At 43.7% G+C, this 13,224-nt stretch carries 9 protein-coding genes; 4 read left to right on the top strand and 5 right to left on the bottom strand.

What is annotated here, in order from left to right:
* Positions 1 to 177: 177 nt before the first annotated feature.
* The 3 genes from VP98_RS07675 to motA all read right to left on the bottom strand — a co-directional run bounded on the left by VP98_RS07675 (position 178) and on the right by motA (position 2,354).
* Positions 178 to 696, bottom strand: a complete 519-nt coding sequence (locus VP98_RS07675) for a type 1 glutamine amidotransferase domain-containing protein (protein ID WP_046174797.1) — start codon at positions 694 to 696, stop codon at positions 178 to 180.
* 106 nt (positions 697 to 802) lie between these two features.
* Positions 803 to 1,564 carry a flagellar motor protein MotB gene (gene motB, locus VP98_RS07670; protein WP_046174796.1) on the bottom strand — a complete coding sequence of 254 codons (762 nt, stop codon included), beginning with the start codon at positions 1,562 to 1,564 and terminating at the stop codon, positions 803 to 805.
* Complete coding sequence (motA, locus tag VP98_RS07665; protein ID WP_046174795.1) at positions 1,551 to 2,354, bottom strand: flagellar motor stator protein MotA; 804 nt, start codon at positions 2,352 to 2,354, stop codon at positions 1,551 to 1,553. Before motA ends, motB begins: the two co-directional genes overlap by 14 nt.
* A 299-nt stretch (positions 2,355 to 2,653) precedes the next feature.
* On the opposite strand from motA, the gene VP98_RS07660 reads away from it, so the two are divergent.
* Positions 2,654 to 3,919: a putative bifunctional diguanylate cyclase/phosphodiesterase gene (locus tag VP98_RS07660; protein ID WP_197076571.1), complete on the top strand. Its 1,266-nt coding sequence runs from the start codon at positions 2,654 to 2,656 to the stop codon at positions 3,917 to 3,919.
* Between the two features lie 541 nt (positions 3,920 to 4,460).
* Here the strand turns inward: VP98_RS07660 and hmpA are convergent.
* A complete protein-coding gene (gene hmpA / locus VP98_RS07655; RefSeq protein WP_046174794.1) occupies positions 4,461 to 5,660 on the bottom strand; it encodes an NO-inducible flavohemoprotein in 1,200 nt (399 codons plus the stop codon).
* 163 nt (positions 5,661 to 5,823) lie between these two features.
* Here hmpA and VP98_RS07650 point away from each other — a divergent pair, with 163 nt between their 5' ends.
* A complete protein-coding gene (locus VP98_RS07650) occupies positions 5,824 to 6,270 on the top strand; it encodes an RrF2 family transcriptional regulator (protein WP_046174793.1) in 447 nt (148 codons plus the stop codon).
* Between the two features lie 51 nt (positions 6,271 to 6,321).
* Positions 6,322 to 7,551 (top strand): aminopeptidase, encoded by a 1,230-nt coding sequence (locus tag VP98_RS07645; RefSeq protein WP_046174792.1) that lies wholly within the window; start codon positions 6,322 to 6,324, stop codon positions 7,549 to 7,551.
* Between the two features lie 35 nt (positions 7,552 to 7,586).
* Here VP98_RS07645 and VP98_RS07640 read toward each other — a convergent pair whose 3' ends face one another.
* Entirely contained in the window at positions 7,587 to 8,492 is a 906-nt protein-coding gene (locus VP98_RS07640) for a LysR family transcriptional regulator (protein WP_046174791.1), read from the bottom strand.
* A gap of 136 nt (positions 8,493 to 8,628) precedes the next feature.
* On the opposite strand from VP98_RS07640, the gene gltB reads away from it, so the two are divergent.
* Positions 8,629 to 13,221, top strand: a complete 4,593-nt coding sequence (gltB, locus tag VP98_RS07635; RefSeq protein WP_046174790.1) for a glutamate synthase large subunit — start codon at positions 8,629 to 8,631, stop codon at positions 13,219 to 13,221.
* The last annotated feature ends 3 nt before the right edge of the window (positions 13,222 to 13,224 follow it).

Genomic DNA, 13,224 nt, shown 5'->3' with positions numbered 1-13,224 from the left:
GCAGTAACAGGGTTCTTTTTCGCCTGGAGAATATCCGGTTAAAAATCTCATAAATTGATCGTTTATAAAAGCCGAATAAGAACTGTTACATATCCCTTTTCAAACAGAATAAGACTGGCGACAAAGTCGCCAGTCTTAAGGATTGCGTAATGGACTTTTTTGAACGAATATTGCCTGTTATTGAGCAAGCAGCTTTAACGATTCACGGTTAAACGCCGGAATATCATCAGGCTGGCGGCTTGTAACCAGCTGATTTTGGCAGACAACCACTTCTTTATCATGAAGATTCGCACCGGCATACTCAAGATCTACCTGAATTGATTTATATCCTGTTGCGTCACGCCCTTCAAGCGATTTTGCTGTGATTAGCAGCTGCGGTCCATGACAAATAGCAAAAACAGGTTTTTTTGCATCCATAAACTCTTTTGTAAATTGGACAAAACGGTCATCGGCACGAAGCTGGTCGGGAGAAAATCCTCCTGGAAGTAACAGTGCGTCAAAATCAGCCGAGCTTACGTCATCTATACTTTTATCGATTGTAACTGACGCTTCTCCCTGCTTTCCTTTTACCGTTTTTCCAGTTTCTTTCTCAATAGTAACAAGTTCATGGCCCGCTTCTTTAAAAGCGGATGCTGGCTCCGTGTATTCTACATCTTCAAACATATCTGTTATTAGTACAGCAATTTTTTTACCCATTGTATCGACTTCCCCTTTCTTTTTACTTTCCTTTTTGTTTACAATAAAAAGTTTACCCGGGCTTCCAGCCTTTAAACAAAAAAATAGAAAGGGAGTGTGCCCCTTTCTATTTTTGGCTTGATGAATTTGTTGATTGATCCGTTTCTCCCTGCGGCAAAATCAGAATTTCCACCCGCCGGTTTTGCGCTCGTCCCGGCTCCGTATCATTGGAGGCAATCGGCTGATATTCACCGTATCCTTTTGCACTGAAAAGGCGCGGGTCAAGCTGCTCATTCTTTAAAATTTCCTTCATAAAATTAACTGCGCGCATGGCGCTTAATTCCCAGTTCGAATCATATTGCACCGTGCTGATTGGAATATTATCTGTGTGCCCGCTGATAATAATATTCCGCGGAATATCCATAATCAGCAGCTTTGAAATATCCCGCGCACTTTGAATCTGGGCAGACTGGATTTCAGCATCGCCCGAGCTGAATAAAACATTATCACGAATACGCAGCAGCAGCCCTTCACCGCTTAACGCAGTTTCCACTTTATCTTCTAAATTATTTTCTTTGATATAAGCAGTCATTTTTTCCTGCATTTCCTGCAGTTCCTTCCGGTCGGCCGCTTTTAAATTTTCCTGTTCTTCAGTTTCAGACATAGAAGGATTTGAAACGGGGCTTGGAAAATCAAGCACACCGCTTCCACCTTCCAGTTCATTATTAAAAGCGGAGGCAATTGCCTGGAATTTTTGAGCGTCAATAGAGCTGCTCGCGAATAAAACAATAAACAAAGCCAGCAGAAGGGTCAGCAAATCCGCGTACGGTATCAGCCATGATTCGTCAACGTGGTCTTCATGCTTTTTATGCCGCTTATGCTTGGCCATCTCCCTGTCCTCCTTCATCGGAATTGAGCAGTTTTCTTTTTTCATCCGCCGGCAGGTATGAAGCAAGCTTTTGCTCAAGAACGCGAGGGGCCTCTCCTTCCAGAATCGAAAGAATACCTTCAACCATCATTTCTTTTACTTTCGCTTCCATTGCCGATTTTCTCTTTAATTTATTTGCAAATGGGTGCCATAATACGTAACCGGTAAAAATACCGAGCAGCGTCGCCACGAATGCTGCCGAAATGGCATGTCCGAGCGCGTCAGTATCACTCATATTGCCAAGTGCGGCAATCAAGCCGACCACAGCTCCGAGTACCCCGAGTGTCGGTGCGTACGTCCCGGCCTGAGTAAAAATGGCAGCTCCTGCTGTGTGACGGTCTTCCATTGCGGCAATTTCCTCACTGAGCACATCACGGATGTAGTCCGCACTCTGGCCGTCTACTGCAAGGCTCATGCCGTTTTTCAAAAAATCATCTTCAATTTCATTCATTTTTGGTTCAAGCGAAAGCAGGCCTTCTTTTCTGGCAAGCTCGGCCCACCCTGTAAATAACCCGATCACTTCCTGGGGGCTTAAGCTTTTTTGATCTTTAAACAAAATGCCAAACAATTTAGGCACTTTCTTTAAATCAGAACCCGGAAATGCAATTGTTACAGCTGCCACTGTACCAAGCACAATAATTAAAAACGCAGCCGGATTTATAAGAACAGCCGGGCTGACTCCTTTGGCAACCATTCCGACTCCGACCGCAATGATGGCTAAAATAATACCAATCAGAGAAGATTTATCCATAATATACTAGCTCCTTATCTCCATAGACTTTTTTACTATTATTCAGTTAAGGAATATTTTACACGTTTCGACAAAAAAAGAGTATGGCAAAACTGTTACATTCTACATTTTTTAACGTTTAAAAATTAATAATTTCTTATCACTGTATTTACATTTATTTGATAAAATACAATCATTCAAAATCCAAAGAGGTCTTTTATCCTATGATTCCAATTATATTTTTTATTTTTTTCCTTTTTGTAACAGTTTCGTTTTTCATTCATAAAAAAATTTCATTTCGCCTTGAAAGAATAGACTCTATGACCCGGCTTCCAAACCGCCGAAGCCTGCAAAAGTTTATTAATGCCCGGACTACCCCGCTTAATTTGCCGATTGCTGTCGTTTTAATTGATATTGACAATTTCAGCTGGGTCAATGAAAAATACGGATATGAAAGCGGCAATACATTAATAGCTGAATTTTCTCAGCGTCTTGTTTTTTCGGCTCCCGGCCACAGCCTGGCTGCACGGATAGAGGGAAACAGGTTTGCCCTCGCTATTCCCGGTACATATAGCAGACAGGAAATTTACTCAATGCTTTCTGATCAATTTTTATCATTACAAAATCCTTTTCATATATGTGGCGAGCCGGTCCATCTTACTTACTCAGCAGGCGTTGCTCTGGCTCCGGACGATGGAGCTGATTCTCATACACTGCTGCTTCATGCCGAACGGGCACTGGATCATATAAAGAAACATGGAAAAAACGACATTGCCCTGTATCATGCATCCTTTCATCAAGAAGATTTAGAGCGCCAGCTTGCGATGAGCTTCCGAAGTGCTCTTGAACAGGGTGAATTTCATTTGAGCTACCAGCCAAAATTCAATGTTCATACAGGCTTTATCGATTCTGCTGAAGCTCTTATCCGCTGGAAAAGCCCGCTTCATGGCGCTGTTTCTCCAGCTGTATTTATTCCAATTGCTGAAAAAAACGGGTTTATTTTTGACTTAACTAAATGGACTTTAAATGAAGCCTGCCGTCAAATGAAACATTGGGAACAAATAGAGCATCCAATTAAGAGAGTTGCCGTTAATATTTCAGCCCCATTGTTTTTATCGGACCGTCTTCCCAAAATGATTAGTGAATTTCTTCATTATTATCAACTTGATGCCCGGTGCCTGGAGCTGGAAATAACGGAAACAGCAATTATGTCTCGGTTTGAAGCTGCTTTCGACATTATTGCAGACTTAAAAAAAGCAGGTATTGCTATTTCTCTTGATGATTTTGGCACCGGCGTTTCTTCACTTACTTATTTAAAGAAGCTTCCTATTGATACGCTTAAAATTGATAAATCATTTATTGATGGGGTTCATGATTCTTTCGAGGATAAGGCACTGGTAGAAATGATTATTCAGCTGGCGAAGCTTTTTAAATTATCTGTTGTAGCAGAAGGTGTGGAAAAACAGGAGCAAATGAATGTCTTAAAAAAATTAGGCTGTGACTTTATTCAGGGCTATTTAATCAGCCGGCCCGAATGTCCTGATACGCTAGAAGCCCGTTATATGGAGAAAAAATACGGATCTTAAGCAGAAACCGGAGAATCGTCAAGAAGATATTCCATTTTCGAGCTAAAACCGCCTTCTTTTTATGGACTAGAAATGGCTCTTTTCTTCTAAAAGCAGTGCCAGGGCTGCGGTCTGCCGGCTGCGCGAACAGTGAACCACCCGGCACGCTGCGCCGTCTGTTTCACCTGCCCGCTCGTCCCATGGAAGTCTCCTCCGACCGTTGTGTTTCTAAAAAGCGGCATAAAAAACATATTCGTTCTTCTCTTGCTCGTTAGAAAAAGAAAACCAACTGGACATTACCAGCTGAATTTCTCTCTCGACCAGGGTGGCTGGCGCAGGGCGCAGACTTCTGCGGGACTGTGAGATCCGGCTTCGCCGCGAAAAGCGGAGCCCCGCAGATACCGCCTCTTCTACGCTTGAGCCAAGCTCGGTACGCTCTCCTTCTTGCTGAAGTCCCGGACGTTCATAAATATGCTGGATTTAATCTGATGGAGATATAAACAGGATTTTATTTCACCAGAATGAAAATGGGAGAGTCCTAAAAGGACTCTCCCATTTTCAGTTATGACTGTAACACAAGTGCCGGGCCAAAAAATTCGTATTTTATGCTTTGTTCATCAAAGCCCAGCTCCGTCAAGTGCTGGACAACCGCCCGCATAAACGGCACAGGTCCGCAAACATAGCAGATACTGTCCGGATCAATGTTCTCTTTTAAAAAGTCTTTGCTAATATAGCCGGTTACATCACATACGTCTGTTTCGCTTTTCTTCTCTTCGTAAGCAACGTACAGCTTTCCAGCTGATAACTGGCTGATTTTCGCGGCTGCTTCATTGCCAAATGCATGTGCTTCTTTATTGCGGGCTGCTTGAATAAAAGCTGTTTTGCGGCCCGGCTCATTTTCTGCAATGAAGCCGAGCATTGACATTAACGGTGTTACGCCCACACCGCCTGCAATCAAAGCAACCGGAGAAGTTCCCGGTTCCATATAAAAGTCGCCAGCCGGTGCACTTACTTCGAGAGTGTCTCCCTCGTTTACCTGATCATGCAGAAAGTTCGATACTTTTCCCTGAGGATCATGATCTGCTTCACGTTTAACAGAAATACGGAACAAATCACTTCCTGGAGCTTGAGACAAACTGTACTGGCGGTTCAATAAAAATTCTTCGTCTGGAATTGCGGTGCGGATTGTAATATACTGGCCGGGCAAATAATCCGGTGCTGGCACCCCATCTTTTGCTTTCAAATAAAAGGAAGTAATGAGCGAGCTTTCTTTCACTTTTTTATCCACAACAAAATCTTTAAAATCTTTCCAGCCGTTTTGCTGCTGCTCGGCTTTCTCGTACATTTCTTTTTCTACATCAATAAAGACCTGGGCAATTACGCCGTATGCTTCTCCCCATGCTTCAATAATATCGTCTGTTGCGGCATCACCGAGCACTCCTTTAATCGCTTTTAGCAGATATTCTCCTACAATGGGGTAATGTTCCGGTTTAATAGCAAGACTCCGGTGCTTATGAGCAATTTGTTTTACCGCCGGAAGCAATACTTCTAATTGATCAATGTATTTTGCTGCTGCATAAACTGTGTTGGCAAGCGCAGTCTGCTGGCGCCCTTTTGACTGGTTGGCATGATTAAAAATATTAAGAAGTTCTGGATGCGCTTCAAACATTGTTTTATAAAAATAAGTAGTAATGGCTACACCATGGGTTTCTAAAACTGGAGCAGTTGATTTAACAATTTCAATTGTTTTTTGTGAAAGCATAATTGTTCTCCCCATTTCTTTAAAGATGTATTTTCTATACATCTTATTTATATGTTAAATCTTTCACAAAAACAATATTTAAAATATATGTTTAAAAAATTGTTCACAATTGCACAGCCATCTTTTAACATGCCATAATAGGTATATAGGACGGGTGAGGAAAATGAAATTAACACTTTATTCGGATTATTCTCTTCGGATGCTTGTTTTTCTTGGTGCAAAAGAAAAAGATGAATTATCTAATATTAAAGAAATTGCTGATGCATACAACATTTCAAAAAACCATTTGATGAAAGTAACGCATGAACTTGGCAAACTTGGTTATATTGAAACAATCCGGGGACGCAACGGAGGCATCCGGCTGGCTAAGCACCCTTCGGACATTAATATTGGAGAGGTTGTCCGGCAAACAGAGGATGATTTCCATCTTGTTGAATGCTTTGTCGATCCCGGGCGCTGTGTGATTACGCCTATTTGCGGGCTGCGGCATGTATTTGTAGAAGCCATGCAGGCATTCCTTGCCGTACTTGACCGGTACACCTTGAATGACTTTTTGGCGGATAAAGATATGCTTCGGATTTTTTTAGAAGCCGATGCTTCCAGCACTTAGGGAAGCGTTTTTTCATAAAGCAAATAAACTACTTTATAAAGGAGAATGTTCATGACTACTTTTCAGGAACAATTAGAAAAATACGCACAGCTTGCGGTTACAACAGGTGTGAATGTACAGCCAGACCAGACTCTGGTTATACGGGCAGCGATTGATTCGGCCGAGCTGGTCCGCCTCATCGTCGAAAAAGCCTACAAAGCCGGTGCAAAACATGTTTATGTTGACTGGAGCGATGACACTGTCTCTAAGCTGAAGTATACGCTTGCACCTGATGAAGCCTTTCATGAATTCCCTGACTGGAATAAACAGATGATGGAGTCGCTTGCCGAAAAAGGAGCAGCGTTTATGTCGATTGTTTCCTCCGGGCCGGATTTGTTAAAAGGAGTCGACGGAAAGCGGATTGCAGCTTACCAAAAAGCGGCCGGCACCGCGATGAAGAAATACCGCGAATACATTCAATCTGATAAAGTAAGCTGGACAGTTATAGCGGCTCCTTCCCGGGACTGGGCAGATAAAGTATTCAGCGAACTGCCGGCGGAAGAGCGGGTTCCAGCACTCTGGGAAGCAATTTTCAAAGCGGTCCGTGCCGACCAGGCCGATCCAGTCCAGGCATGGAAAGAGCATGATGAACGTCTTCGTGAAAAAGTGGCTGTTTTAAACGAGCATCATTTTACATCTCTTCACTATACAGCTCCGGGAACTGATTTGACGATTGATCTTCCTGACACACATTTATGGGTAGGAGCAGGCAGCACGAACGAGCACGGACACAGCTTTATGGCCAATATGCCAACGGAAGAGGTTTTCACGGTTCCTGTTAAAACAGGTGTCAATGGCCATGTGGCAGCGACGAAACCGCTCAGCTATGCAGGTAACATTATCGATGGCTTCACCGTTACATTTGAAAACGGACGGGTTACAAATGTGGCGGCTCAAGAAGGTGAAGACGTATTAAAACAGCTCGTCGATACGGATGAAGGCTCTCATTATTTAGGTGAGGTTGCACTTGTTCCTCATGACTCCCCTATTTCGAACGCGGGTATTTTATTTTTCAACACGCTGTTTGATGAAAATGCTTCTAATCATTTAGCCATTGGCAGTGCTTACGCATTTTGCATTGAAGGCGGTAAAGAAATGTCTCAGGACGAGCTGGAGAAAAACGGTTTAAACACAAGCATTACCCATGTTGACTTTATGATCGGCTCCGCTGAAATGCATATTGACGGCATTAAAGCAGACGGCACACGAGTCCCTGTTTTTCGTAATGGGAACTGGGCATAATAAAAAAAACAGCGCTGCATCGCAGCGCTGTTTTTTTAAAAACTAAATTCGTTCAGCCTGTTATAGTACTTGATAAGAAATTCATAAAACAATTTTTCAGATGGCGGCAGCGCCCGGGACTTTGTCATGATAACACCGACTGTTCTCGTCACCCTCGGTACACTAACCGGTATACTGACTGTTCCCATCGGAGTCTGGTCAATTAAAAGTGTTTCCGGCAGCAGGCTGACACCGAGCCCTGCTTCAACCAGCCCTTTAATTGTGTAAATGTCTTCGCTTTCGAATGCGACAGCAGGCTCAAAATTCACCTTTCTGCAGGCATCAATAACGAGCGCCCTCATATCATAGCCCGTTCTAAACAAAACAAACTGATCGTCCATTAAATCCCGTAAGTTAATGGAGTCCTGCTTAGCGAGACGGTGGTGGGTTGGGATTAGCGCCCTCATATGTTCAGAGAAAAAAATATGAGTATTAATTTCTGCTGTTGACTCCGGCACAGGCGATACAAATGCCAGATCAATTTCCCCTTTCTCCACCAGTTCACGTAACTCACGGTTTGAGCCCTGCTTAAAGTCAAAGCCTATATCCGAATATTGGTTTCGAAAAGCGGAAATAACCCGGGGCAACGTTTTCGTGGCAAGTGAGTTAGGAAAGCCGAGACGGATTTTTCCTGCTTCCGGATTCAGATAATCTTCAATTGCCTGCACGGCTTTGTCAATCGCTTCCATTGCTATTTCCGTGTGATCATAGAAAATACGGCCGGCATGCGTTAAACGTACACTTCTCCCTTCCCGAGCAAAAAGCTCCACCCCCAGCTCATCCTCAAGCTTGGCAATTTGCCGACTTACCGCAGACTGGGCAACGTGCAGAGAAAATGCAGCTTCTGTCACATGCTCCTGTCGCGCTACTTCCATAAAGTATTTCAGCTGCCTCATCTCCATTTTTATCCACTCCCTTCGACTCGAATCATATCAGTTTGAGATGAATAACTTGTTAACAATATATTGATTGTATCATTTATCGTCTTTACAATAAATATTAATAGAGAAAGATGATTTGAACGCGGAGGTGCACAACATGAATCTATACGGTTACCCTGAAAAGCAGGGGTTATACGACCCTAAAAATGAACATGATGCATGCGGTATTGGGTTTATCGCTAATATAAAAGGACGTCCATCCCACAAAATTGTGCAGGATGGTATTCACATGCTTTGCCGTCTTGAACACCGCGGAGGCAATTTGAACGGAACAACAGGCGATGGTGCAGGGATTATGCTGCAAATTTGCGATGATTTTTTCCGTAAAGAATGTGAAAGCTTGAGCATTACTTTGCCTGCTCCATGTGAGTATGCGGTTGGAATGTTTTTCTTGCCGAAAAATGAAAAAGAACGGGAACAAATTCAAGTAGAAACTGAATTAATTATTCATGAAGAAGGCTTAAAACTGCTTGGCTGGCGTGACGTACCGGTCAACCCGGAAGCAGCGGGACCAGAAGCCCTTGTTATCGCCCCATATGTAATGCAGTTATTTGTCGAAAAAAGCAAGCAGCATAAAACAGAAAAAGATTTTGAGCGCGCTCTTTATATAATGAGAAAACGCATCGAGAATGAAATTGGCCACAACCCAGACGTAAAAGGCACATTTTACATTCCGAGCTTCTCAACACGGACAATTATTTATAAAGGAATGCTGACGCCTGAGCAAATTGACCAATATTATATTGATCTTGCGAAAGAAGATTACCAGTCAGCTTTTTCACTTGTTCACTCACGCTTTAGTACAAACACATTCCCAAGCTGGGAACGTGCGCATCCGTACCGCTACCTGATTCATAACGGGGAAATTAATACGAACCGTGGCAATGTAAGCTGGATGCAGGCACGCGAAAAAGCCGGCTACTCAAAATTATTCGGCGATCAATATAAAGATCTTCTGCCAATCATTGATACAAACGGCAGTGACTCCGCTATGCTGGATAACGCAATTGAGTTTTTAACATTATCAGGACGCTCACTTCCGCATGCAGCGATGATGCTTATTCCTGAGCCATGGGACCGTGATCCGCATATGGCAGATCCAAAACTTGCATTTTACGAGTACCATAGCTGCTTAATGGAACCATGGGATGGACCAACCTCCATTTCTTTTACAGATGGAAGAAAAATCGGTACGATTCTTGACCGTAATGGATTGCGTCCAGCGCGCTATTACGTAACAGATGATGATCATATTATTTATTCTTCAGAAGTCGGTACAATTGAAGTGGATGAAAAGCGTATCGTGAAAAAAGAAACAGTAAGTGCCGGCGAAATGCTTCTTGTTGATTTAGAAGAAGGCCGCATTGTATCTGATGAAGAAATTAAGCAGGAAATTACAACAGCCAAGCCGTATCGTGAATGGCTTGACAATAACCTGGCGCACATTACAGATCTTGAGGACCCAGCTGACGCTAAAGAAGAGTCATTTACCGAAGCTGAAATGCTGAACCTTCACAAAACATTCGGCTATACGTATGATGAATTGGCAAAGCAAATCACGCCAATGGCTACTGAAAAAACAGACCCGATCGGTTCAATGGGTTACGATGCGCCGCTGGCGATTTTATCAGAACGTCCGCAGCTTTTATATAACTACTTTAAGCAGCTGTTTGCCCAGGTAACGAATCCTCCTATTGACGCAATCCGCGAAGACAATGTTGTGTCAATGATGACTCTGCTTGGCAACGAAGGAAACATTTTAACTCCTTCTGCCCAAAACAGCCGCCGCATTCGCTTGGAGACACCAATTCTTGGTGAAAAAGAATGGAATAAAATTGCTTTAAATAAAAAAGAGGCATTTAAAACAGCCGCCCTTTCGCTTCTGTTTAATGCAAAAGAAAAAGTCGATTTATCAGATGTAATGTCACAATTGTTTGAACAGGCAGATAAAGCGATCGAGGACGGTGCTTCTATCTTGATTCTGTCTGACCGGGGCGTATCAAGCAAAAAAGCAGCGGCCCCTGCCCTTCTGGCGGTAAGCGGCCTTCACCATCACTTAATTAAAACAGGGCGCCGTACGAATGTCAGCCTTGTTCTTGATACAGCGGAAGCGCGCGATGTACACCAGTTCTGCTGCTTAATCGGCTATGGTGCTGATGCCATTTATCCGTATCTTGCCATTGCGTCTCTTCGCTCAATGGTAGCAGATGGCACAATTCCGAATATGACAGCAGAAGAAGCAGAGAAAAACTATAACTACGCAGCAACAAGCGGCATTATTAAAGTTATGGCGAAAATGGGAATTTCAACGGTACAAAGCTACCGCGGTGCACAAATTTTCGAAGCAGTCGGCATCGGGCATGATGTGATTGAAACATACTTTACCGGCACAACTTCAGCGCTTGGCGGTATTACCCTTGATGTTATTTCAGCTGAAACACTCGCTCGTCATTACAATGCGTTTGGCAAAGGTGAATTCAGCGATCCGACGCTTGATTCAAGCGGCGAATTCGTTTGGAGACGCACAGGTGAAAAACATGCGTTTAACCCAAAAACAATTCACATGCTTCAGCATGCATCACGCACAAATGACTATGAGCTGTATAAACAATATTCCTCATTGGTAAACGATGAAAACATTATGTTCCTTCGCGGCCTACTGGATCTTGATTTCACAGCACGCCCGTCCATTCCGCTTGATGAAGTTGAACCGCTTGAAAACATTTTTAAACGGTTCAAATCAGGCGCAATGTCTTATGGCTCAATTAGTAAAGAAGCGCATGAATCACTGGCAATTGCTTTGAACCGTTTAGGCGGAAAAAGCAACAGCGGTGAAGGCGGCGAAGATTCTGACCGTTATACACTGGATGCCAATGGAGACAGCCGTTCAAGTGCCATTAAACAAGTTGCATCCGGCCGTTTCGGTGTAACAAGTGAGTACTTGAATACAGCAAAAGAAATTCAAATTAAAATGGCACAGGGTGCGAAGCCGGGTGAAGGCGGACACCTGCCAGGCAAAAAGGTTTACCCTTGGGTTGCGGAAACACGCGGCTCAACGCCGGGAGTTGGATTGATCTCACCTCCACCTCACCATGATATTTATTCAATCGAGGACCTGGCCCAGCTTATTTATGACTTAAAAAACGCTAATCACAATGCGCGTATTAATGTAAAGCTTGTAGCAAAAACAGGTGTTGGCACAATTGCAGCCGGTGTAGCAAAAGGCCTGGCAGATGTTATTCTTGTCAGCGGCTATGAAGGCGGTACAGGTGCTTCTCCAAAAACAAGTATTAAACACGCCGGCATTCCTTGGGAAATCGGCCTGGCTGAAACACACCAGACTCTTCTTATGAACGGCCTTCGTGAAAAAGTAACGCTTGAAACAGACGGCAAGTTAATGAACGGCCGTGACGTTATAATAGCAGCTCTTCTCGGAGCCGAAGAATTCGGTTTTGCGACAGCTCCTCTTGTTGTTCTCGGCTGTGTCATGATGCGCGTGTGCCACATGGATACATGTCCGGTTGGTGTCGCTACTCAAAACCCGGCGCTTCGTGAGAAATTTACCGGCAATGCTGATCACGTTGTTAACTACTTAACATTTGTTGCACGTGAAATCCGTGAATTGATGGCAGAGCTTGGATTCCGTACAATCGACGAGTTGATCGGACAAAAGCAAGTATTAAAAGCACACGCTCGGAAAGAACTGCATCCAAAAGCAAGATATTTAGACCTGTTCCCTCTCCTGTATATGACGCCGCTTAAACCAGGCCAAAAACAGTACAAAACAACGGAACAGGATTACAAATTAGACCGTACAATTGACCGCCGTCTCCTGTTAGATGCCGTTCGTCCTGCGCTTGAAAACAAAGAAGTTGTTGCGGGAGAATTTGACATTATTAACACAGACCGGGCTGCCGGTACAATCACTGGTTCAGCTGTCACACTGGCTTACGGTGCAGATGGCCTGCCGGATAATACAGTCCAATTCACTTTTAATGGATCTGCCGGACAAAGTTTCGGTGCATTCCTTCCAAAAGGATTGACATTCACTGTAAATGGCGATGCCAATGATTATTTTGGAAAAGGTTTATCAGGCGGACGTCTTGTCGTTCGTCCACACCAGAACGCAGACCTTGTGCCGCATGAGCATGCAATTTGCGGAAACGTCAACTTATATGGAGCAACAAACGGCGAAGCGTTTATCAATGGACGCGCCGGCACCCGCTTTGCAGTGCGAAACAGCGGTGCAGACATTGTTGTTGAGGGTATTACCGATCACGGATGTGAGTATATGACAGGCGGCCGCGTAGTCATTCTTGGTGCAACAGGCCGTAATTTCGCCGCAGGTATGTCAGGCGGTATTGCTTACCTTTATGCTCCAGATCGTGCACGGGCAGAAAGCCGCATAAATCGTGAAATGGTTTTAACAGAATCACTGGACGGCATCCGGGAAGAGACGGAATTAAAAATGCTTATCACAAGCCATGTGCATTGGACAGGCAGTCCACTGGCTGCATCTATTCTTAAAAACTGGGAAGCGGAAAAACACAACTTTATCCGTGTTATCCCTTATGAATATAAAGAAATGATGAAATCCATTTCTTACTATGAGCAGCAAGGAATGAAAACGGCTGACGCAAAATATGCCGCATTTACAGAGAAAAAAATGCCAGTCGTTGAAAACGTGTAAGAA

The organism is Domibacillus indicus, from assembly GCF_000970685.1.
GTDB lineage: Bacteria > Bacillota > Bacilli > Bacillales > Domibacillaceae > Domibacillus > Domibacillus indicus.
Note: the sequence above shows the minus strand (reverse complement) of the source record. Positions and strands in the feature narration are given on the sequence as shown.

Bases quoted from the DNA above. Each gene is read 5' to 3' on its own strand.
- VP98_RS07675 (WP_046174797.1), bottom strand. From the start codon at position 696: ATGGGTAAAAAAATTGCTGTACTAATAACAGATATGTTTGAAGATGTA.
- hmpA (WP_046174794.1), bottom strand. From the start codon at position 5,660: ATGCTTTCACAAAAAACAATTGAAATTGTTAAATCAACTGCTCCAGTT.
- VP98_RS07640 (WP_046174791.1), bottom strand. From the start codon at position 8,492: ATGGAGATGAGGCAGCTGAAATACTTTATGGAAGTAGCGCGACAGGAG.
- VP98_RS07650 (WP_046174793.1), top strand. From the start codon at position 5,824: ATGAAATTAACACTTTATTCGGATTATTCTCTTCGGATGCTTGTTTTT.
- motB (WP_046174796.1), bottom strand. From the start codon at position 1,564: ATGGCCAAGCATAAGCGGCATAAAAAGCATGAAGACCACGTTGACGAA.
- VP98_RS07645 (WP_046174792.1), top strand. From the start codon at position 6,322: ATGACTACTTTTCAGGAACAATTAGAAAAATACGCACAGCTTGCGGTT.
- VP98_RS07660 (WP_197076571.1), top strand. From the start codon at position 2,654: ATGACCCGGCTTCCAAACCGCCGAAGCCTGCAAAAGTTTATTAATGCC.
- motA (WP_046174795.1), bottom strand. From the start codon at position 2,354: ATGGATAAATCTTCTCTGATTGGTATTATTTTAGCCATCATTGCGGTC.
- gltB (WP_046174790.1), top strand. From the start codon at position 8,629: ATGAATCTATACGGTTACCCTGAAAAGCAGGGGTTATACGACCCTAAA.